At 70.0% G+C, this 18,892-nt stretch carries 22 protein-coding genes and 4 pseudogenes; 14 read left to right on the forward strand and 12 right to left on the reverse strand.

Annotated features, from left to right (window positions below; all coding sequences use genetic code 11):
* Nucleotides 1–96: 96 nt before the first annotated feature.
* Nucleotides 97–875: pseudogene (locus AB0G14_RS30305) on the forward strand (IS630 family transposase); the annotation flags it as partial.
* Nucleotides 876–909: 34 nt separating this feature from the next.
* Here AB0G14_RS30305 and AB0G14_RS30310 read toward each other — a convergent pair.
* Both AB0G14_RS30310 and AB0G14_RS30315 read right to left on the reverse strand, forming a co-directional pair.
* Nucleotides 910–1,626: an SDR family oxidoreductase gene (locus tag AB0G14_RS30310; protein ID WP_357703264.1), complete on the reverse strand. Its 717-nt coding sequence runs from the start codon at nt 1,624–1,626 to the stop codon at nt 910–912.
* A gap of 168 nt (nt 1,627–1,794) precedes the next feature.
* Nucleotides 1,795–1,995 (reverse strand): hypothetical protein, encoded by a 201-nt coding sequence (locus AB0G14_RS30315; RefSeq protein ID WP_357703266.1) that lies wholly within the window; start codon nt 1,993–1,995, stop codon nt 1,795–1,797.
* Between the two features lie 173 nt (nt 1,996–2,168).
* Here AB0G14_RS30315 and AB0G14_RS30320 point away from each other — a divergent pair, with 173 nt between their 5' ends.
* Nucleotides 2,169–3,167, forward strand: coding sequence for an alkylmercury lyase family protein (locus AB0G14_RS30320; RefSeq protein WP_357703268.1), 999 nt, complete (start codon nt 2,169–2,171; stop codon nt 3,165–3,167).
* A gap of 101 nt (nt 3,168–3,268) precedes the next feature.
* On the opposite strand, the gene AB0G14_RS30325 is transcribed toward AB0G14_RS30320, so the two are convergent.
* From AB0G14_RS30325 to AB0G14_RS30355, 7 genes and pseudogenes are all read right to left on the reverse strand, one after another.
* Nucleotides 3,269–3,640: a metalloregulator ArsR/SmtB family transcription factor gene (locus AB0G14_RS30325; protein ID WP_357703310.1), complete on the reverse strand. Its 372-nt coding sequence runs from the start codon at nt 3,638–3,640 to the stop codon at nt 3,269–3,271.
* Nucleotides 3,641–3,806: 166 nt separating this feature from the next.
* The gene (locus tag AB0G14_RS30330) at nt 3,807–4,214 is read right to left on the reverse strand and encodes an arsenate reductase ArsC (RefSeq protein WP_357703270.1); all 408 of its coding nucleotides are present in this window, start codon (nt 4,212–4,214) and stop codon (nt 3,807–3,809) included.
* Nucleotides 4,211–4,399 carry a hypothetical protein gene (locus AB0G14_RS30335; protein WP_357703272.1) on the reverse strand — a complete coding sequence of 63 codons (189 nt, stop codon included), beginning with the start codon at nt 4,397–4,399 and terminating at the stop codon, nt 4,211–4,213. The genes AB0G14_RS30330 and AB0G14_RS30335 overlap by 4 nt, the downstream gene beginning before the upstream one ends.
* Nucleotides 4,400–4,431: 32 nt before the next feature.
* Nucleotides 4,432–5,139: pseudogene (locus AB0G14_RS30340) on the reverse strand (MIP/aquaporin family protein); the annotation flags it as partial.
* A 71-nt stretch (nt 5,140–5,210) separates the two neighbouring features.
* A complete protein-coding gene (locus tag AB0G14_RS30345) occupies nt 5,211–5,534 on the reverse strand; it encodes a three-helix bundle dimerization domain-containing protein (protein ID WP_357703274.1) in 324 nt (107 codons plus the stop codon).
* Nucleotides 5,531–6,214 carry a helix-turn-helix domain-containing protein gene (locus AB0G14_RS30350; protein WP_357703276.1) on the reverse strand — a complete coding sequence of 228 codons (684 nt, stop codon included), beginning with the start codon at nt 6,212–6,214 and terminating at the stop codon, nt 5,531–5,533. The genes AB0G14_RS30345 and AB0G14_RS30350 overlap by 4 nt, the downstream gene beginning before the upstream one ends.
* 89 nt (nt 6,215–6,303) lie before the next feature.
* On the reverse strand, nt 6,304–6,636 hold the full coding sequence (locus AB0G14_RS30355; protein ID WP_357703278.1) for a metalloregulator ArsR/SmtB family transcription factor: 333 nt from the start codon (nt 6,634–6,636) through the stop codon (nt 6,304–6,306).
* Nucleotides 6,637–6,698: 62 nt separating this feature from the next.
* Between AB0G14_RS30355 and AB0G14_RS30360 the strand changes: the two genes are divergently transcribed.
* A complete protein-coding gene (locus AB0G14_RS30360) occupies nt 6,699–7,844 on the forward strand; it encodes an NAD(P)/FAD-dependent oxidoreductase (protein WP_357703280.1) in 1,146 nt (381 codons plus the stop codon).
* A 19-nt stretch (nt 7,845–7,863) separates the two neighbouring features.
* Here AB0G14_RS30360 and AB0G14_RS30365 read toward each other — a convergent pair whose 3' ends face one another.
* The gene (locus tag AB0G14_RS30365; RefSeq protein WP_357703282.1) at nt 7,864–8,247 is read right to left on the reverse strand and encodes a metalloregulator ArsR/SmtB family transcription factor; all 384 of its coding nucleotides are present in this window, start codon (nt 8,245–8,247) and stop codon (nt 7,864–7,866) included.
* Between the two features lie 88 nt (nt 8,248–8,335).
* Here AB0G14_RS30365 and AB0G14_RS30370 point away from each other — a divergent pair, with 88 nt between their 5' ends.
* The 7 genes from AB0G14_RS30370 (at nt 8,336) to AB0G14_RS30400 (ending at nt 13,228) form a co-directional block, all read left to right on the forward strand.
* Nucleotides 8,336–8,485: a hypothetical protein gene (locus AB0G14_RS30370; protein WP_357703284.1), complete on the forward strand. Its 150-nt coding sequence runs from the start codon at nt 8,336–8,338 to the stop codon at nt 8,483–8,485.
* Between the two features lie 14 nt (nt 8,486–8,499).
* The gene (locus tag AB0G14_RS30375) at nt 8,500–8,748 is read left to right on the forward strand and encodes a hypothetical protein (protein ID WP_357703286.1); all 249 of its coding nucleotides are present in this window, start codon (nt 8,500–8,502) and stop codon (nt 8,746–8,748) included.
* On the forward strand, nt 8,745–10,118 hold the full coding sequence (locus tag AB0G14_RS30380) for a M28 family peptidase (RefSeq protein WP_357703288.1): 1,374 nt from the start codon (nt 8,745–8,747) through the stop codon (nt 10,116–10,118). Before AB0G14_RS30375 ends, AB0G14_RS30380 begins: the two co-directional genes overlap by 4 nt.
* Complete coding sequence (locus AB0G14_RS30385) at nt 10,001–10,327, forward strand: metalloregulator ArsR/SmtB family transcription factor (RefSeq protein ID WP_357703290.1); 327 nt, start codon at nt 10,001–10,003, stop codon at nt 10,325–10,327. The genes AB0G14_RS30380 and AB0G14_RS30385 overlap by 118 nt, the downstream gene beginning before the upstream one ends.
* Nucleotides 10,327–10,821 (forward strand): N-acetyltransferase family protein, encoded by a 495-nt coding sequence (locus tag AB0G14_RS30390; RefSeq protein ID WP_357703292.1) that lies wholly within the window; start codon nt 10,327–10,329, stop codon nt 10,819–10,821. Before AB0G14_RS30385 ends, AB0G14_RS30390 begins: the two co-directional genes overlap by 1 nt.
* Before the next feature lie 75 nt (nt 10,822–10,896).
* Complete coding sequence (locus tag AB0G14_RS30395) at nt 10,897–12,306, forward strand: FAD-dependent oxidoreductase (protein ID WP_357703294.1); 1,410 nt, start codon at nt 10,897–10,899, stop codon at nt 12,304–12,306.
* 229 nt (nt 12,307–12,535) lie between these two features.
* The gene (locus AB0G14_RS30400) at nt 12,536–13,228 is read left to right on the forward strand and encodes a transposase family protein (protein ID WP_357703312.1); all 693 of its coding nucleotides are present in this window, start codon (nt 12,536–12,538) and stop codon (nt 13,226–13,228) included.
* Here AB0G14_RS30400 and AB0G14_RS30405 read toward each other — a convergent pair.
* Nucleotides 13,157–13,825, reverse strand: a pseudogene (locus AB0G14_RS30405) (transposase family protein); the annotation flags it as partial. The gene AB0G14_RS30400 and the pseudogene AB0G14_RS30405 sit on opposite strands and share 72 nt — an antisense overlap.
* A 1,321-nt stretch (nt 13,826–15,146) precedes the next feature.
* Between AB0G14_RS30405 and AB0G14_RS30410 the strand changes: the two are divergent.
* A complete protein-coding gene (locus AB0G14_RS30410; RefSeq protein WP_357703296.1) occupies nt 15,147–15,443 on the forward strand; it encodes a helix-turn-helix domain-containing protein in 297 nt (98 codons plus the stop codon).
* 444 nt (nt 15,444–15,887) lie between these two features.
* Nucleotides 15,888–16,226: an STAS domain-containing protein gene (locus AB0G14_RS30415; RefSeq protein ID WP_357703298.1), complete on the forward strand. Its 339-nt coding sequence runs from the start codon at nt 15,888–15,890 to the stop codon at nt 16,224–16,226.
* 381 nt (nt 16,227–16,607) lie between these two features.
* Here AB0G14_RS30415 and AB0G14_RS30420 read toward each other — a convergent pair whose 3' ends face one another.
* Nucleotides 16,608–17,465 (reverse strand): IS5 family transposase, encoded by an 858-nt coding sequence (locus AB0G14_RS30420; protein WP_357703314.1) that lies wholly within the window; start codon nt 17,463–17,465, stop codon nt 16,608–16,610.
* A gap of 248 nt (nt 17,466–17,713) precedes the next feature.
* Here AB0G14_RS30420 and AB0G14_RS30425 point away from each other — a divergent pair.
* Nucleotides 17,714–18,091 (forward strand): annotated as a pseudogene (locus AB0G14_RS30425) (transposase); the annotation flags it as partial.
* A gap of 98 nt (nt 18,092–18,189) precedes the next feature.
* Complete coding sequence (locus AB0G14_RS30430) at nt 18,190–18,873, forward strand: TetR/AcrR family transcriptional regulator (RefSeq protein WP_357703300.1); 684 nt, start codon at nt 18,190–18,192, stop codon at nt 18,871–18,873.
* Nucleotides 18,874–18,892 lie beyond the last annotated feature (19 nt).

Here is an 18,892-nt window from a genome sequence, read left to right on the forward strand (position 1 = left end):
TGCCGCTCGGCCATGCCTATACAGGCGTTTCCCGCCCGTAGCCAACCGATTCAGGCGTCACGAACGGTGCTCAGGGTGTTACGCGGAAAGGCTCACTGGGGCGTGCGCAAGCTCGCCGACTACCTGGCCACCAACCGGCCTCGGAGGGTGGTCATCGGTCGGGAACGGCTACGGCAGATCCTGCGCCACCACGACGTCTCCTTCCAGCGCACCCGTACCTGGAAGGAGTCCCGCGACCCGGACAAGGACGCGGAGCTCGACCGCATCGAGGAGGTGACCCGCCGGTTCCCGGACCGGTGTTTCGCCTTCGACCAGTTCGGGCCGCTGTCGATCCGCCCGCACCACGGCAGCGGGTGGGCGCCGGCCGGCAGACCGGACCGGCTGCCGGCGACCTACACCCGCACGCATGGCATCCGCTACTTCCACGGCTGCTACAGCCTCGGCGACGACCAACTCTGGGGCGTGATGCGCCGCCGCAAAGGCGGCGACCACAGCCTGGCCGCGCTCAAGTCGATCCGCGCCGCCCGCCCGGACGGCGCCCCGATCTACGTGATTCTCGACAACCTGTCGGCGAACAAGACCCCGCAGATCCGGGCATGGGCCGCCCGCAACAAGGTCGACTCTGCCTCACCCCCACCCAGGCGTCCTGGGCCAACCCGATCGAGGCCCAATTCGGGCCCCTACGAGCCTTCACCCTGGCCAACTCCAACCATCCCAACCACACCTTCCTGGCCCGGGAAGTGCAGCGCTACCTGCGGTGGCGCAACGCCAACGCCCGCCACCCCGACGTCCTCGCCGCCCAACGCCGGGAACGAGCCCGCATCCGCAGCGAACGCCAAAAACGCTGGGGACGGCCCCGAACCAAGGCCGCGTGACGCTCAGACCCGGTGAACCTTCTTGGTCAGCGCGTTAGCGAAGGTTCAGGCCTCCGTCTAGGAGGATCACCTCACCGGTGAGGTAGGAGTTGCCGATCACGGCGGAGATGAGGTCCGCGACGTCCGAAGGTTGGGCCGGGCGACACATGGGGCTGGACGTGTTCCACAACGCGTGAGCGTCGGTCCAGTCGGCGGTGAGCGGCGTATCGACCAGTCCGGGGGCGACGGCATTGACCCGAATGCCAGGTCCGAGGGCCGCGGCCAGCAGTTTCGTGACGTGGTTGAGCGCGGCCTTGCTGGCGGCGTACGCGATCGAGCTGCCCTTCGGGCGGACGCCGGCGTGGCTCGTCACGTTCACGACGCATCCGTTCGACTCCCGGAGCGCGGGTAGGGCCGCCGTACAAAGCAGCCAGGGTGCGATCAGGTTGACGTCGAGGAGTCGGCGCCAGTCGGCAGCAGTCAGCGCCTGCAGGTCCGCGTGCGGAACCGGCCAACTGATGCCCGCGTTGTTCACCAGTACGTCGAGACGCCCATGATCAGCCAGCACCCCCGAGATCAACCCGGCTGCGGCCGCGTCCTCGGCGAGGTCCGCCTGCTGATACGTCCCACCGAGTTCCGCAGCCAACGCGGTCCCCGCTGCACGGCTCGACCGCGAATGAATCACCACGGTCATCCCGTCCGCCGCCAGCCGTCGCGCCGTCGCCGCCCCGATTCCCGACGCCGACCCGGTCACTAACGCCACTTTCTGCATCCGACCAGCCTACTGAACTGGTCATGAACGCTTGCCAGGTGAGCGCCACGCGCCTCTGGTGTGGGGATCCGCCCCAGCGTTGCGGCCCGGCGTGTCACCAACCCGGTGAACGTTCTTGGTCAGCGCACTAGACGAGGTGACCGCCAGCGATATCGAAGCCCTTATGCGTCAGGTCACCGCCACCGCGGCTCCCGACGCACCGGTCGGCAGGGCCGCCACGCGGGCGAGCACGTCATCGCGGCCGCCCGCGCCGTCTACCGCCGTGCCATCGCCGACGGCTACCTCACTGCGGCGGACAGCCCCGCGCACCGGGTCGTTAAGCCGCGCCGCCGCGACGGCGAGCCAGACCCGATGTGCACCGGCCAGCACGGCCGGCTCACCATCTCCGGCATCACGCAAGTTCCCCGACTCGCATTTGTGCCTCCTGTCGTCGCGCCTTGACCTGCCCCTGACTGAAAGGGTTCAGTCTGGTACGGGTAGAGCTGTGCCGGCCAGTCGGTGACGGTTGATGCCACCGGGGGCCGTTTGCCAGGAGGGCTGTCATGACCGCGGCAGCAGATCGCGCAGCAGAGGACCGGGTTGCTGTTGAGCTTCGTTCGGTACCGGGCTGTCCCAACCTCGCGCCGGCTCGGCATGAGCTGCGCGCGGCGCTGGCCGACGTTGGTCTGCCCATCACGGTGGTCACCGAGGTCGTGGGGGACTATCCGTCTCCGTCGATCCTGGTTAACGGTGTGGACGTGATGGGCGGCATCGGCGACGGTTCGGCGGCCTGTCGACTGGATCTCCCCAGTGGCGAGCGCATCCGCGCTGCCCTGCGCCAGGCGATAGGCGCCGGACCCGCCACCGCAGTGATGGAGCAGAGCTGGGTGGATTGCCGCGCGCAGCCGGGCAATGCGATCCGGACCGATCGGCCCCGCCGCGCCGAGCAGCTCCCCGACAGCCTCCAGCAGGTGCATCGAGCGATCCTGCGTCACTTCGCCGCCACCGGGACCGCCCCCACTGACGCCGACATCCGCGCTGGCATCGGCGCGGCGGACCTGGACACCGCGAAGGCGCTGCGGGAACTTGCCCGGGACGATCTTGTCGCCGTCGACAGCGCCGGGCGTCTGGTCGCGGCCTACCCTTTCTCCCCAGCGCCAACGCCGCACCGGGTGTCATTCCGCGATGTCGAGGTGTTCGCGATGTGCGCCATCGACGCGTTGGGCCTGCCGTTCAAGCTCGGCACCGACGCGGCAATCGCCTCCGTCGATCCGCACACCGGCCAATCGGTCCGCGTGGCCATCACCAACGGTGCCGCCACCTTCCGGCCGACGGAAGCGGTGATCGTGTACGCGGCCACCCGAGATACCGGTCGCTCCGTGGACACCTGCTGCTCCACCGTCAACTTCTTCACGAGCGCATCCAGCGCTCAGGCATGGATCAACGCCCACCCCAACCTGGCCGCCACTGTTCTCGACCGGGACCAGGCCGTCACGCTCGGCCGCGACATCTTCGAACCGCTGCTCGCCTGCCACACCGCCCTCGACCACCGCTTGATCTGACGCCCGGTCGGCTATCGCCACCGTGGTCGACGCGGCGGTGACCAGTGCGGACGCCAGTGCCGGCATCCGCAGGATTGGGCGCCGGCCTTCGAGGGTGCCGCTCAGCGGGCCTTCTTCGTCGCCCGCTTGCGGGGCGGAGTCAACAGGTCGGCGATCGCCGCGATCGCGGACGGCACGAGCCGGTAGTACGCCCACACGCCCCGCTTCTCGCGCTCGAGCAGGCCGGCTTCGGTGAGGATCCGAAGGTGATGACTCACGGTCGGCTGGGAGAGACCAAGCGGCGCGGTGAGGTCACTCACGGACGCCTCGCCCTCGGGAGCGGACTGGATCAGACTGAGCAGTCGCAGCCGGGCCGGGTCGGCGACCGCCTTCAGCACTCCCGCGAGCCGCTCGGCATCGGCACGCTTGATCGGCTCGCCTGCAAGCGGCGAGATGGCAGGTGTAGCAGTCTTTGCAGTTGGCACGTCTTCCATCGTTGCACCAACACCATCGATACGCCGGTTGAACCAGTACCCGCTCACCGTCAGTTTGCCGGCAGGGAGCCGTGTTGACCTGGCCCGGCCGTGTCAACGGCCGGATGAGCGAGTGTCGGCCCCCGCCCAACGGTGACCGGGCGGACGGGCAGCGCCGGCGGGTTGGTCAGGCGGTGGGACGCAGTTCGGTGAGGAGCTTCTCCACCCGGGTGCGGATCTCGTCCCGGATCGGGCGGACCGCTTCGACGCCCTTGCCGGCCGGGTCTTCGAGCTTCCAGTCCTCGTAGCGCTTGCCGGGGAAGACGGGGCAGGCGTCGCCGCAGCCCATGGTGACGATGACGTCGGAGGAATCGGCAGTCTCGTACTCGAGGAGCTTGGGGGTTTGGTCGGTGATGTCGATGCCGACCTCGCGCATGGCCTCGACAGCGGCGGGGTTGACCTGGTCGGCGGGGGCGGAGCCGGCGGAGCGGACTTCGACGGTGTCGCCGGCGAGGTGGCGTAGCCAGGCGGCGGCCATCTGGGAGCGGCCGGCGTTGTGAACGCAGACGAACAGGACGCTGGGCTTGTCGCTCATGGGGTGCCTTTCGTGCAGGACGAGTCGTGGGGCCGGTTGACCGGCGCGTCGTCGGGGTCGAGGGCCAGGTGGTGGTCCGGGTTGCTGTTGCGGTCGACGGTGCGGTAGCGGCCGGGGTCGTGACGGCGGTTGACGAAGACGTGATCAGGCCGAGCCGCGCTGGTATCGCACGGGTGCGCTGTCATGAACGGCGGCCGACGGCGGCGTCCTCGTCGGTGGGGACGACGACCTGGTCGGCGGCGGCGCCCGCGTCGGGGTAGAGGGCGGCGAGCAGGCCGACACCGACGGCGAGGCCGACAAGCTGGGCCAGGACGAAGCCCGGCACCGAGGTGGGGGCGATCCCGGCGAAGGTGTCGGTGAACGCGCGACCGATGGTGACCGCCGGGTTCGCGAACGAGGTCGACGAGGTGAACCAGTACGCCGCGCCGATGTAGGCGCCGACGGCGGCGGGTGCGACGAGGGCGCGGCCGGAGCGGGCGAGAGCGAAGATCAGCAGGATCAGCCCAGCCGTGGCGACGACCTCCCCCAGCCACAGGTGTCCGGCGGCGCGATCCTTGCCGGAGAAGTCAACGGCGGCCAGGTCGAACATCAGGTTCGCCAGCACCGTTCCAGCGATCCCGCCCAACACCTGGGCCACGACGTAGCCGCCCAGGTCGTGGGCGGTGAGGCCGGTGCCGGCACGGCGGCCGAGGAACCAGTCGGCGGCGGACACGACCGGATTGAAATGGGCCCCGGAGACCGGGCCGAAGATCAGGATCAGTGCGGCGAGCGCGAAGACGGTGGCGGTGGAGTTCTCGAAAAGCTGGAGGCCCACATCGCCGGGGGAGAGGGTGGTGGCCATGATGCCGGAGCCGACCACGGCGGTGACCAGCAGTGCGGTGCCGACGAACTCGGCCAGCAGGCGCCGCCGAAGTGCGATGGTCATCAGTCTGTTCTCTCCCAATGATCTGAAGGGCCCGGCTCGCCCGGGTGGTGGTTACCAGTTGGTGGTGACGTTCAGAAGCCCAGGGCCACCTGGGAGTGGCTGGCGTTGTGGGTGCACAGGAACAGCACCACGGGGCGGCCGTCACGGTGGTGACCCTCGACCCGGGCCAGGGCACGCAGCCGTTGGCGGGCGAACCGTTCGGCGAGCAGCGGCAGATAGTTCGGGATGGTGAAGGCGGTGGCGAACTGGTCGTAGCTGCTGTGCAGGAACTTCTCGATGGTTTCGGTGCCGTAGATGCCGTCGAACTCTTCGGCCAGCCGGGTCGCGGCGGTGTGCAGGGCGACCTGCCGGTCGAGGGTGATCTCCTGCTGAGGCCATGCTGTGCTGTCGGTCATCGGGTGCCTCCGGGCAGGACGGCGGGGGCGAGCCGGTCGACCCGGTCGGCGAGGTCGGCGTAGGCGGCTTCGAACGCCTCGTCGGTGTCCACGCGGACCGGGTCCGGGACGGACCAGTGCAGCCGGGGGCGGACCGGTCCGGTCAGTTCCTCGTGGGCGTTGTCGCATACGGCGATGACCAGGTCGTCCCCGCGTACGACGTCGGCGACGTGGGCGGTGCCGGTCGGGTCGAGGTCGAGGTGGTGGCGGTGAGCCACGGCCACCGCGCGGGGGTGCACCCGGGCGGCGGGCTTCGTGCCGGCGGAGGCGACGGCCTGGTGGGTGCGCCGCTTCCACAGGGCGGCCGCCAGCTGGGAGCGGGCCGAGTTGTGGGTGCACACGAACACCACCCGCTCGACGCCGGTCAGGTGTGGGGTGGCGAGCGCGGCAAGCGCCTCCGGCAGCAGCCGCAGGTAGGTGCGACGGCGGTCTCCCTCGGAGCGACCCTTGGCGACCAGGCCAGCGTCGGTGAGGACCTTGACGTGGTGGGCGACCAGGTTCGTCGGCATCTCGAGAGTGTGGGCGATCTCCCCGGGGGAGGCGTCGCCCAGGGTGAGCGCGTCCACGATCGCCAGGCGTGCCGGGTCGCCGAGGGCGGCGTGGATCCGGGCTCGCCTCGCGAGAGAAGGCTCAACGTTCATTGCCTCAACTGTCGCTGAGCAGTTCTGCGGAGTCAAGCCGGTCTCGCGGAGGCCTTGATCTCACCAGTGCCGTTGTTGGTCCGGGCTGATCAGCAGCAGGTTGCCAGGTAGGACTGCAGGTCGGCGAGGGCTGCGAGCGCGCCATCACGGTCGGCCCGGTAGTACACCGTCTTGCCGTCCCGTCGCGAGGTGACCACTCCGCCGCGTCGCAGCAGCGTCAACTGCTGCGACGCCGTGGCCTGGCTGATGCCGACCCGCTCGGCCACCTCGCCTACGGACATCTCGGCGCCGCGGGCGAACAGCATCATGATCCGCTGCCGGGTGGGACTGCCGAGGGCCTTGAGGAACTCCTGCGTCTGCGGCGCGAGACCCGGGACGGCGCTCTGCGGCCCGGTCGGCTGGTCGGCGGCGGTCTGGCTCATGGTCACACCTTTCCTCGCCGTCATCATATTGTCATTCAACGAAACGACGATATGATTGTGACGTGACTGTTCAAGCGGATCCCGTGATCATCATTGGCGGCGGCCAGTCCGGCCTCGCCGCCGCTCGCGCCGCCCTGGACACCGGCCTGCGAACCGTTGTCCTGCACTCCGGCGCCGAACCGGTGGGCTCCTGGCCTGACTACTACGACAGCCTCGCGCTGTTCTCGCCCGCCCGCCACAGCGCCCTGCCCGGCATGCCCTTCGGCGGCGATCCGGACCGCTACCCCCACCGCGACGAGGTGGTCGACTACCTCCGCCGCTACGCTGACGCCCTCGACGTCGACATCCGCACGCGCACCCCAGCCGTCGCCGTGCACGCCCGTGCGGGCGGCGGATATCTCGTGCGCACCGACGCCGGAGACGAGCTGTCCGCCGCCGGAGTCGTCGCCGCCACCGGCTCGTTCGGCAACCCATACGTGCCGACCCTGCCCGGGCGGAGCGAGTATGGCGGGGACCTGCGGCACGTCGCCGACTACCGCCGCCCCGACGCGTACGACGGGAAGCGCGTCGTCGTGGTGGGGGCTGGCAACTCCGCCGTCCAGGTCGCCTACGAACTCGCCCCGTCCGCCCACGTGACCCTGGCGACCCGCGAACCGATCCGGTTCCTGCCACAGCGAATCCGCGGGCGGGACCTGCACCACTGGCTCCGCGTCACTGGTGGCGACCGCCTCCCGCGCGCGATCATCACCCGCCTCGTCCGGCACGCCACCGTGCTCGACGCCGGCCGCTACCGCGACGCCATCACCTCGGGCCGGCTTCCTCGGCGGGACATGTTTACCGCCTTCACCCCGGATGGTGTCCTGTGGCGTGACGGCACCGTGGAGCAGGTCGACGCCGTCATCTTCGCCACCGGCTACCGGCCCGATCTCGACTACCTCGCGCCTCTCGCCGCCGTCGATCACGGCGTGCCGCGGCAGGTGGGTGGCATCTCCACCACCCATCCTGGCCTGGTCTACCTGGGGCTGGAGTTCCAGCGGTCCTTCGCCTCGAACACCCTGCGCGGCGTGGGACGCGACGCCGCGCACGTCATGGCCGCCCTCGCCGCACGCGTGGACCGCCGTCCGCGCTTCTTCCGTCAGGTGCGTCCCACGGCATCCGGTGCCCGGCGATCGATGTCGCCCCTGCGCACGGACGGCGCTGGCGGGTGACGGCGGTGGGGGAGCGAGGTCAGGCCTTGGCCGCGGCTGCCGGCTCGATCGACAGTAGGGCGGCGAGCTGGCGCAGGATCTGCGGCCGGGCCCGGTAGTAAACCCACGTGCCCCGCCGCTCGGCGTCGACCAGGCCCGCCTCGCGCAGCGTCTTCAGGTGGTGGGAGATCGTCGGGCCGGTCAGGTCAAATGCCGGCGTCAAGTCGCACACGCACGCCTCTCCGCCCTCGGCGGAGGCGATCATCGACATCAGCTGCAGCCGTACCGGATCGCCGAGGGCCTTGAACGCGGGCGCCAGCACCGCGGCCGTCTCAGCCGGAATCCGACGCTGCGCCAGCGGGGGGCAGCACGGCGCATCGGCGTTGAGGTCGACGACGGGAAGCGGCGCCTGTTGCTTCGACATGCCTCTAGGTTGACATCTCTCTAATCAGCGTGCAAGTCTCTGATTCGACGGATGTCAAGACAGGCGTTCCGAGGAAATGAGGACGAGCATGTTCGGCTCTACCCGCCGCTCGCGTACACCGCTGCCCGGTGTCCGGTTCTGCGACTCCTGCGCCCAGGTGTCCACCCCCGCGCAGCGTGCCGAGCGCCGCTATGACGTCACCCGTGCCGCCGTCTACACGCTGATCAGCCCGCGTTGAGGAGAGGATCCGACATGAGCGAGAACACCCCCACCGCCGGCGGTTTCACCGGCGACCCCGCCACGGCCCTGCAGGTCACCGGCTCCGGCGCCTGCTGCGGCAGCCCCGCCCAGGCCGTCGGCGGGATCCTCCCGCCGGCCGGCGCGACCGCCAGCGGCGACCCGTGCTGCGGTACCCGGCAGGCCGCTCAGGCGGCTGACTCGTGCTGCGGCACCGAGGCCAAGGCCGACGCCATCGCCACCGGGCAGGGCTGCTGCTCATGACCGCCCCCATCGACCTCGCTGCCCTGCTCAACCAGGTCAGCGACGACCGGATGACCGCCACCATCGACACCCTCGCCTCCGATCGGATGGCGGGGCGGCGAGTCGGCTCGACCGGCGGGGCGGCGGCCCGCGCCTGGCTCGTCGGCCAGCTCATCGCCCTCGGTGCCGACGTCCGCACCGAGGAGTTCCCGGTCCGCGCCGTGCCGCAGGTGTATGAGGCGCCGACGATCATCTGGGGCGATCGTGGCGGCATAGAGGAGCTGGTGTTTGGGCGGCAGGTCGCGATCCACCCCGCCTCCGCCGACACGTCCGACATTCGACGCGGCGCTCTCGGCGTCGCCGGCAAAGACGACCCGGCGGGGCGGTGGCTGGTCGTGCCGGCCGAAATGAGCCTCTTCGACGCCTACCGCGACACCCGCGGCGCGACCGGGCTGCTGGTCCGTCGTCCGGTCGACTCCGAGGGCTGGCAGTTCACCATGCTCGCCGGACCCTACCCAGGGCCGCTGCCGGTGCTGACCCTCGACCCGGACACCCACCACGCCGTGCTCACCGCCGCCATCGCAGAGGACAGCTGGCTGGCCGGCGCGACGCCGCTGCGCCGCGACGACGTCACCGGCACCAACATCCACGCCCGACTCCGGCAACCCGTCCCCGACAGTGCCGACCTGCTCCTGACCGCCCACTACGACGGCGTCGGCGACCACCCCGGGCTCCGCCTGCCCGGCGCTTCGGACAACGCCACCGGCGTCGCCGTGGTCCTCGAAGCCGCCCGCATTCTCACCACCGCACTGCCCGCCGGCGCGGGACTGTCCATCGCACTGCTCGACGGGGAGGAAGTCGGCGCGCTCGGCTCCGCCTACCACGCCACCCAACTCCGCGCCTCAGGGGCCGCACCGCTGGTCATCAACGTCGACGGCGCTGGCCGCCTCGACGGGGCGGCCGCGGTTGAGGCCGGCGGCCCCGCCCACCGCCTCCTGGCCTTGCTCGACCAGGCCGGCCGGCACACCGGCGTCCCCCTGACGGCGGGCCCGGTGGCATCCGACAACCGCCGCTACGGCGGTGCAGGTTTCGCGGCAGTTGGGATCGGTGCCGGAATGGGCGGCTACCACAGCCCCGCCGACACCCCCGACAAGGTTGACCCCGCCACCCTTGGCGCGATCGCCCGGCTCGTTGTCGCGACCGCTCATCTCGCGGCGGCGGCACCCGTTAGTTTTCATCGTCAATCGGCGATGAACGATAGAAGGAGTTGGTGGTGGGCGACCTCCTCGACCGGGACACCGCGCAGACCTACGCCTCGTGGTTCCGGGCCCTGGCGGACCCGACCCGGGTGCAGATCGTCGAGTACCTCGCCCGGCAGGCCCGGCCGATGAGCGTCGGCGAGATCGTCGCCGCCGTCAGCCTGGCCCAGTCCACCGTCTCCCAACACCTGAAGATCCTCACCGAGGTGCGGTTCGTGCTCGTCGAGCCGGTCGGCACCGCCCGCCACTACCGCATCAACGACGCCTGCGTCGGCTGCTTCCCCTCCGCCGCTGATGTCGTCATGGGCCGCCCCGCGCCCAACCCGAAGGGAGCCTGCTGATGGCTGACATCACCGTCCGCCCGATGACCTCGGACGACGCCGACCGTGTCCTCGCCATCTACCAGGCCGGCCTCGACGGCGGCGACGCCAGCTTCGAGACCACCGCACCGACCTGGACCGCATTCGACGCGGGCAAGCTGCCTGATCATCGCCTCGTGGCCGTCGACGCGGACGACACCGTGCTCGGGTGGGTGGCGGTGTCGCCGACGTCGAGCCGGGCGGTCTACGCCGGGGTGGTCGAGCACTCCGTCTACGTCGACCCCGCCGCCCAAGGGCGTGGCGTGGCCCGGCTGCTGCTGGACGCGCTGATCGCCTCCACCGAGGCCGCCGGCATCTGGACCATCCAGTCCGGCGTCTTCCCCGAGAACACCGCCAGCCTCAGCCTGCACCAGCGGGCCGGATTCCGCGTCATCGGCACCCGCGAGCGGGTCGGGTGGCACCACGGCCGGTGGCGCGACGTCGTCCTGCTCGAGCGGCGCAGTCCCGTCATCTGAACCCCTTCGGCTTCGCCCGCCCCAGCACTACTGCACCTTCTTGATTCGACAGTTTTCAACGCAGAGGAGTTTCTGATGAGTGTCCTGGACGAGCTGGCCGTCGTGGTGATCGGCGCGGGCCCGGTGGGTCTGGCCGCTGCCGCCCACCTGCACGAGCGGGGCCTGCCCTTCCTTGTTCTGGAGGCCGGTGACACCGCTGGCGCGGCCGTGCGGCAGTGGGGGCATGTGCGGGTGTTCTCCCCGTGGCGGTACAACGTCGACCCGGCCGCCCGCCGGCTGCTCGACGATGCCGGCTGGGTCGCCCCCGACCTCGAGGCACTGCCCACCGGCGCCGACCTCGTCGCCGAGTACCTGCAGCCCCTCGCGGAGCTGCCGCAGCTCAAGCCGCACCTGCGCTACGGCGCCCGGGTCGAGGCGATCAGCCGCCTCGGCCTGGACCGGCTGCGCACCGCCGGCCGCGAGCAGACACCGTTCCTGATCCGCCTCGCCGATGGCAACGAGCTGCTGGCCCGCGCGGTCATCGACGCATCCGGCACCTGGGGCACCCCGAACATCCTCGGCGCCTCCGGCCTCCCCGCACGAGGCGAGAAGGAAGCCACCTCGTACCTGGAACACGCCTTGCCAGACGTGCTCGGCACGGACCGCGACCGGTTCGTCGGCCGCCACACCCTGGTCGTCGGCGCTGGCCACTCGGCCGCCAACACCCTGCTCTCCCTGGCGGAGCTGGCCGCCGCTGAGCCGGGCACCGAGGTGACCTGGGCGATCCGCGCGGCCAGCCCGGCGCGCACCTACGGCGGCGGGGACGCGGACGCGCTGCCCGCGCGCGGTGCACTCGGCTCCCGGCTGCGTGAGCACGTGGACGCCGGCCGGATCCGGCTGCTCACCGGATTCTCCGTCCACGCCCTCACCCCGACCGATGGCCGCGTCGCGGTGCTCGTGCGCCACGCCGACGGTAGCGAGGAGCAGGTGACCGTCGACCGGATCGTTGCCGCAACCGGATTCCGCCCGGACCACTCGATCGCCGCCGAACTGCGGCTCGACCTGGACCCGGTCATGGGCGCCACCCGGGCACTCGCCCCGCTGATCGACCCGAACGAGCACTCCTGCGGCACCGTCCCCCCGCACGGCGTCGACGAACTCGCCCACCCCGAGACCGGCTACTACGCCGTCGGCATGAAGAGCTACGGCCGCGCGCCGACATTCCTCATGGCCACCGGCTACGAACAGGTCCGCTCCGTCGTCGCCGCCCTCGCCGGCGACTGGAACGCCGCCCGCGACGTCCAACTCGACCTGCCCGAAACCGGCGTCTGCAACAGCAACCCCGCCGAGGCGACCGGCACCGAGAGTTGCTGCGGTCCCGCCCTGGAGCCGGCGGGTAAGGGGCTTGCCACGGGCATCTCCGGTGGGCTGCTGTCCGCCCCGCTGAGCCTCATCAGCCTCGACACCCCGGCCAGCGGCCAGACCGGCGGCTGCTGCGCCAGCTGATGACCACCTCCACGATGGCGCCCGCCGACCCGACGGCCGGCGGGCGTGTCGGCGTACGGACTCACGTGCCCAGGTAAGTACGGATGAACGGGGTCTGTCGCTGATCTTGTGACGGCTGCCGACGGTCGTGATCATCTGCGCCGTGCCTCCGCGATTCCTGAAGGAAGTCCTTCCTCATCTGTCCAACATGGTGGTCGACATGGTTGAGTCGTCACCTGGCTCGATCCGGATGCGGGGGCGATCCCGCGCTCGCCGCGGGCGATGTCCACGCTGCGGTACGCCATCACGACGAGTGCACGGCCGCTACCTTCGCCGGTTGGCGGACGCCGCCCTGGGCGGTTGTGCAGTGGTGATCGAGTTGGTGGTGCGCCGGTTCAAGTGCGTGTCCGGCACCTGCCCGGTGGTGACGTTCGTCGAGCAGGTGGAGCGTCTGACCCGGCCGCACGCGCGACGGACTCCGCTGCTGCAGCGGATCCTCGCTCAGATCGCGGTGGCGCTCGCGGCCCGGCCGGCTGCCCGGCTCGCCCGCAGGCTCGGTGTTCCGGTCGCGAAGGACACCCTGCTGCGCCTGGTTCGCGCGTTGCCTGAGCAGCCGGCCGGCGGCATGCGTGTGGTGGGCGTCGTGCGGTGGCAGCCGGTCACCCTCGACCTCGCCGAGCACCTGTACGAACACGCCCAGGCCCGCGGTGCCGCCCTGCCCATCGACCGGCTACTGCGCTACCGCAACGGCCTGCCGGTCAGCAGCCGCCGCTACGACCACCTGTGGAAACGCATCGGCGAACGCCTGCCCTGGGTCGCCACACACGGCATCTCCACCCACTGGCTGCGGCACATCACGCTCACCTGGGTGGGTGGCGATGGCTCGTTCACCACGGGCGCGGATCTTGGCGTGCGCACGGTTCACGGCTTTCTGTCGGCGTGACAGCTTCGGCCGGTAGCGGTGCCGCTTGAATGGGGTGCGGACGCTGCCACGGGCACCTTGATGACCCTTGTCCGCGAACGTCATCACGTTCGCGTTGGTCAGCGCTTCGATGATGCCGTGGGTGAGGGCTGCGGTCAGGTCGTGGACCGCGCCCGGCAGTGTCGGCGAGGCCCAGACGAGCCGGCCAGCCGCATCGGCGATGACCTGCACGTTCACCCCGTGTCGCTGGTGCTTTCCCGAGTAGTAGGGATTCTGGTCGGCGACGCGGTCGATCGGGATCAGCGTGCCGTCCAGGATCGCGTACGCCAGCAGCCGGATCCGCTGCATCGCCGCGGCCAGGTCGTCGGCCGATGCCGCGAGCAGCGCGACCGCTTCCTGCACGTAGCGCCAGGCGGTGGCCACTCCGACGGCGAATCCGGCGGCCAGACGGGTGTAGGTGTCGCCGTTACGCAGATGAGCGTGAACGAGTAGTGCCTGCCGTCCCGGATCGAGGCGCCGCCAGCGGGATCGATGCTGCTTGCGGCGGCTGCGGATGCGGTCGGCGAGATGGTTCAAGGTCCGGCTGGACAACGAGATCGTGGACGGGTAAGACAGCACAGGTGAGGCTCCCGGTCGGGGCATCTGATCTTGGTCGACTGCTGTCTTACCTGGAGCCTCGTCTTCATCGATCCTCGGCCCGCCAACACCGTCCCTGAGCTGCATGACCAGCTTGGAAAAGGCTCAGGGGGGCCATCTGTGAGCACGCTGCGGTCCTCGGCAACCGCCTTCGTCGAGAAGCACGCCATGTATGCATACAGGGACAGCACGACCTCGTCGACCCCAGACAGGCGCCGCTGCCGCTTGCGCACGATTTGCGGCTTGAACGTTCCGGCAGGCCCTCCCATGTACGGAGCCACGACCTGGCCGCAGTGCGGTGCGGGTCGAAGCCGGCAAGCAGGAGTGTGCAGGTTCGCTGGCCCTTGCGTCGGGAGTTAGTCAGTACACTGGCACTCGCCCATGGCGATGTCCTTGGCCTGTTCGATCACGGCCCGGCTGTCCATGGCCGGGTGTGGTGATCGTCGCCAGCCCCGATGCCCGAGCCCCAGGAACGTGGGCGGGAGCATGGCCGTCGCGGCGACGCCGACAAGAACACGGCGATGGCGAGGAATGCGTGGGCCGTACCCGCCGGCGAGGGCCTCCGGAGTGCTGCGTCGTGGGCGGTGAGCGCGACCAACGCGGCCGGCCCGGGTTCCTCCTCGACGGTGCGGCGGTGTTCATCGGCTGGTAGGCGGCATCGGCGTCGGGTCGTTGTCGCCACGGCTCTCGCCATGCTTGCGCTACGGGCCAGTCACTCTGATGACCGGCGGCCAGAAAATCTAGGCTGGAACGACTAGACATCTTCTGTGGTGTGGAATACTCTTCTTTGAGTCGAGAGGAAAGATCCGTCAAGACGCAGACGGACCGCCCGGCCGTGAGGTCACGACGGGCGGCGAGGAGAGGAACATTCTTCACCGTTCCCTCCCGAGAAGCAGTAGGAGCACGTCAGTCCCGGCGTGATACGCGCCGGGGTGCAGGTGGGGCCAAGGCTCTTTTGGGGCTTCACCTGATGTTCGCCGTACGTGTAGGGGCCATGAAGTCGCGTGGGCTCCGGCACCGGTGGACCGTACGACAGCAAGGGAAAGAAGTAGCAGAGGAAAGGGAGGGCCGTACACCGTTGGATCGCCCGCCGTCGGCCGTCATGTCAGGCCGGGCGGACACCGCAGTTTCCATCGAACGAGAGGTGGTCTCCGGTCACGCTTATGCGATCCTCGCACCCCGAAGCCGTCAGTTGCGGCTGGTGCGGATACGACAAGCCGACGTTCCTGTCGGCAGATGGTGTTCTGACCCGTAACCCTGGGCCCCGGCGCTTACGCGCCGGGGCCCTCGACGTGGAGGTGACATGGGGCAAAACCCCGATGACATGTTCGGCGACGAGAACTACCCGGCCTACACCATCGGCCAGGCCGCGGAGATGCTCAGCACCACGCAGGACTTCCTGCGCCGCCTGGACGAGGCGAAATTGATCAATCCGCACCGCTCTACCGGCGGGCACCGCCGTTACTCCCGCTACCAACTGCGCCTGGCAGCCCGGGCCCGGGAAATGGTCGACCAGGGCACCGCCCTGGAGGCCGCCTGCCGGATCATCATCTTGGAAGACCAACTCGAGGAAGCCCTCCGGCGGAACGAGAAGCAGTAGCGTGGGCCGCAGCGGCAGGACCGGCCGGCCCGCTCTCGTGTGAGGTCGTCGGCGGGCGGTGAGCCGGCCGGCCCGCCAGAGCGAAGGTCCCCGTCCCCGCCTCGGTCCCGGCAGCCCGTACTCCCGCTCGTCGCACCTCTTCACATCCCGGCCGGCGGCCGGGATGCTGTGCGAGACCGGCAGTCCGAGGTGCCGCCATCGGACGCCAGCCGCCGTGCCCGGGCGCGGCGGATCGGCGGCATGTAGCTTCCGACCATGGGCAGCGGTGGAACGGGCGACGTGGGTGCCGGGTGGAACACCTTTCATGCCGCCGACGAAGTGGCGTTGTCGGAAAGAGATCACCGCTGCACGGGTGACCGCGCTGCGTCACGCGGTCGCCGCAGCAGCTCGTTCGGCAGGTCTGGTGGGCCACGGGCTGGAGGACTTCGTGTTGGGACGGTGACAGTGGTCCCGGAGCAGACCTGGCACTGGCGTGTCGACGCCGGTGCCGATTGTAGTGTCGTGGCGCTGTCCGGTGAGATCGACATGTCGGGCGCCGACCGGCTCGACGACCTGCTGCACGATACGATCGCCCAGGTCGGGACGGTGGAGGTGGACCTGGCGGGGTTGACCTTCATCGACTCCACCGTGATCAGCACCCTGGTCGGCGCGCACCACGCGGCCAGCCGGGGAGTGGACCTTACCCTGGTCAACGCCGCTGGGCAGGTCCGCCGGGTCCTCGACATGACCGGCATCATGCAGATGCTGGGCCGGGTAGCAGAGCTGCCACCCGCCGCGATCTGAGCGCGTGGGGCTGGGGGTTGCACCCGTGCCTGCGTCGTGGCCTCCTCGACGAGGTTGCGCGCCTGTCGGCGGGTCTCGGGGGTCACCTCCCCGCGCTGTTCCACAACCTGGTGCGACACCTGGCCACCGGCCCGTGCCGCGTCGTGGCCGACGCCGACGGCTGCGTCCCGGGCCTGACCGGCCTTGCCGCCCAGCCCGCCCAGGCAATGTTCCCCGCTCGTCATCCCTTCTCCCCTCGTCGGTCAGGCCCGTGGAGGCGGCACGGGCGCTACCCCCGCCTACCGGCTCCATGTCACGCCGACAGCGGGTCCCGGTGGCGCTCGGCCGCAATCCGCGCAATGCACCCTTAGAGCCTGGTAAATAAGGGTTTCAGGTGTGTTGTTACGGGCGAGGCGGCGGGCCATGACGATGATCATGGCCCATTGGACCATCGCGGCGTGGTGCTCGGGTAGCCGTTCGTAGTCGCGGACGGTGCGTCGGCACCGGTTGATCCACGAGAAGGTGCGTTCGACCGCTGCGGTGGAGGACCACGAAGGTGGTCTGCCCGGCGAGTTTGGCGACGATCCGCACGGTCAGGGCGAGGTGGGTGGCGGCCCAGTCGACGAGCCTGCCGGCGTAGCCGCTGTCGGCCCAGACCAGGCGGATGCCGGGGAAGCAGGCGTGTAACGCCTGAAGGAGGGGGCGGGCGCCGTCGCGGTCCTGCACGTTGGCGCCGGTGATGAGGATCGCGAGGAGCAGGCCGCAGGTGTCCACGGCGATGTGCCGTTTACGGCCGTTGACCTTCTTCCCCGCGTCGTAGCCGCGGCTGGCCCGCCCGACGGTCTCCGCGCCGCGTACCGACTGGGAGTCGACCAGCGCGGCCGTCGACTGCCGGTCGCGGTCCTCGACCCGATGGCGGACCTGTTCACGCAGGCTGTTGTGCATGCGGTGCAGCGTTCCGTCGGCGGTCCAGGTCTTGAAGTAGTGGTAGACCAGCTTGTGGTGGGGGAAGTCGGCCGGTAGCGCGTCCCACTGGCAGCCGGTGCGGTCGAGGTAGCGGATCGCGTCGACGATGTCGCGGCGGGGGTAGATGATCGGCCGGCCACGTCCGGTGTCGGCCGGGACGTACGGGGCGAGGACAGCCCACTCGGCGTCGCTGGTGTCGGACGGGTAGTGCCGTGGCCGGGCGGTGGGCAGGTGAGCATCGAGGGTGGCCGGGGTGGTGGATGCGGCGACACCGGCGACAAGGTATACAGACAGGGTTGGGCCTTCGGTCGTGCTGGGTTACTGGGCGTTTTGATCTTGTCTATTCATGCTTGGCCGGATTCGGTCAAGCGAATGCCGGCTCAGCAGAGTGGCCTTGTTGCGGATACCGTCACCATTTGTCGCAACTGATGCCGCATCGATATGTCAGCTTCGTTCCGCGGAACGTGTCTGGTTCAGAAAGCGCCGGGATGGTCGGACTGCATGTGCGATCCACCACGCGTCGTCCACAGTAGACCTGCGGCATGGCCGAGCGACCTGCCTACCCCTCCGACCTGTCCGACGCCCGCTGGGCGCTGATCGCACCACGGTTGACCGCCTGGCGGCAGGCCCGCACCGACGCCGGTGTCGGCGGACGCGCCGCCAGCCACGACCTGCGGGAAATCTTCAACGCGATCCTCTACGTCAACCGCACCGGCATCGCCTGGCGCTACCTGCCCCACGACTTCCCACCCTGGCAGACCGTCTACGGCTACTTCACCGCCTGGACCACCGACGACATCTTCACCCAGCTCAACTACCAGCTCACCGGCCTGGCCCGCACCAAGGCCGGACGCGCCACACAGCCCACGGCCGCCGTCATCGACACCCAGAGCGTGAAGACCTCCACCAACGCACCCCTACCCACGCGTGTGAGTGTTCGATTGCCAAGATCACGGCAAGTGCCCACCACTGCGCCCCTCCCGGTTGACATACCGCATGGTTGGTTTAATATGGGTAGGTGAGATCAACCTCCAAAGCCGCCGCGGCGGTGGCGATGACGCCGGCGACGGCCAAAGGCGAGCAGACCCGGGCGTTCCTGTTGACCACCGCGGCCCGGGTCTTCGCCGAGGGCGGCTACACCGCCACCACCATGGCCGACTTGATCACCGCCTCCGGGCTGACCAAGGGAGCGTTCTACTTCTACTTCCGGTCCAAGTCCGACCTGGCTCTCGCCGTGCTCGCCGACCAGCAAGCTCGCTGGCTGAGCCGGGTCCACCAGGACGTGATGAGCGAGCCGACCGCCGCAGCGCAGCTGCGCGCCCTCGTCCCGGCCATGCTGCGCCTCATCGAGGACGATCCCGGCGCCTGGAGCATCACCAGGCTGACCAAGGAACTCGCCGCCGACGCCGACGTCGCGGCCGAGGTCGGCAAACCGATGGCGGACTGGGTCGCTCTCGTCGCCGACATCGTGCGGCGCGGGCAAGCCGAGGGGGAACTGCGCACCGGCCTCGACCCGCACGCCGTGGCGGCCGTGCTCGTCGGCGCCTTTGACGGACTCAAGACCATCACCGACATCCTGACAGAGGCCGGCGACCCGGCGCAGCGGGCTACGGCTTTCCAGAACCGGGCGCACACCCTGCTGGCCCTGGTCGAACAAGCGCTGCTGGCACCCTCCCCGGACGACGCCGAGCCACCGTCCTGAGCACCCGACCGACCACCAC

The sequence above is a fragment of the Micromonospora sp. NPDC023814 genome (genome assembly GCF_040639595.1).
Classification (GTDB): domain Bacteria; phylum Actinomycetota; class Actinomycetes; order Mycobacteriales; family Micromonosporaceae; genus Micromonospora.

What these genes read in the sequence shown, in the direction of transcription:
- AB0G14_RS30310 (WP_357703264.1), bottom strand. Translation starts at nt 1,626, where the DNA reads ATGCAGAAAGTGGCGTTAGTGACCGGGTCGGCGTCGGGAATCGGGGCG.
- AB0G14_RS30320 (WP_357703268.1), top strand. Translation starts at nt 2,169, where the DNA reads ATGACCGCGGCAGCAGATCGCGCAGCAGAGGACCGGGTTGCTGTTGAG.
- AB0G14_RS30325 (WP_357703310.1), bottom strand. Translation starts at nt 3,640, where the DNA reads ATGGAAGACGTGCCAACTGCAAAGACTGCTACACCTGCCATCTCGCCG.
- AB0G14_RS30330 (WP_357703270.1), bottom strand. Translation starts at nt 4,214, where the DNA reads ATGAGCGACAAGCCCAGCGTCCTGTTCGTCTGCGTTCACAACGCCGGC.
- AB0G14_RS30335 (WP_357703272.1), bottom strand. Translation starts at nt 4,399, where the DNA reads ATGACAGCGCACCCGTGCGATACCAGCGCGGCTCGGCCTGATCACGTC.
- AB0G14_RS30345 (WP_357703274.1), bottom strand. Translation starts at nt 5,534, where the DNA reads ATGACCGACAGCACAGCATGGCCTCAGCAGGAGATCACCCTCGACCGG.
- AB0G14_RS30350 (WP_357703276.1), bottom strand. Translation starts at nt 6,214, where the DNA reads ATGAACGTTGAGCCTTCTCTCGCGAGGCGAGCCCGGATCCACGCCGCC.
- AB0G14_RS30355 (WP_357703278.1), bottom strand. Translation starts at nt 6,636, where the DNA reads ATGAGCCAGACCGCCGCCGACCAGCCGACCGGGCCGCAGAGCGCCGTC.
- AB0G14_RS30365 (WP_357703282.1), bottom strand. Translation starts at nt 8,247, where the DNA reads ATGTCGAAGCAACAGGCGCCGCTTCCCGTCGTCGACCTCAACGCCGAT.
- AB0G14_RS30370 (WP_357703284.1), top strand. Translation starts at nt 8,336, where the DNA reads ATGTTCGGCTCTACCCGCCGCTCGCGTACACCGCTGCCCGGTGTCCGG.
- AB0G14_RS30375 (WP_357703286.1), top strand. Translation starts at nt 8,500, where the DNA reads ATGAGCGAGAACACCCCCACCGCCGGCGGTTTCACCGGCGACCCCGCC.
- AB0G14_RS30380 (WP_357703288.1), top strand. Translation starts at nt 8,745, where the DNA reads ATGACCGCCCCCATCGACCTCGCTGCCCTGCTCAACCAGGTCAGCGAC.
- AB0G14_RS30390 (WP_357703292.1), top strand. Translation starts at nt 10,327, where the DNA reads ATGGCTGACATCACCGTCCGCCCGATGACCTCGGACGACGCCGACCGT.
- AB0G14_RS30395 (WP_357703294.1), top strand. Translation starts at nt 10,897, where the DNA reads ATGAGTGTCCTGGACGAGCTGGCCGTCGTGGTGATCGGCGCGGGCCCG.
- AB0G14_RS30400 (WP_357703312.1), top strand. Translation starts at nt 12,536, where the DNA reads ATGCGGGGGCGATCCCGCGCTCGCCGCGGGCGATGTCCACGCTGCGGT.
- AB0G14_RS30410 (WP_357703296.1), top strand. Translation starts at nt 15,147, where the DNA reads ATGGGGCAAAACCCCGATGACATGTTCGGCGACGAGAACTACCCGGCC.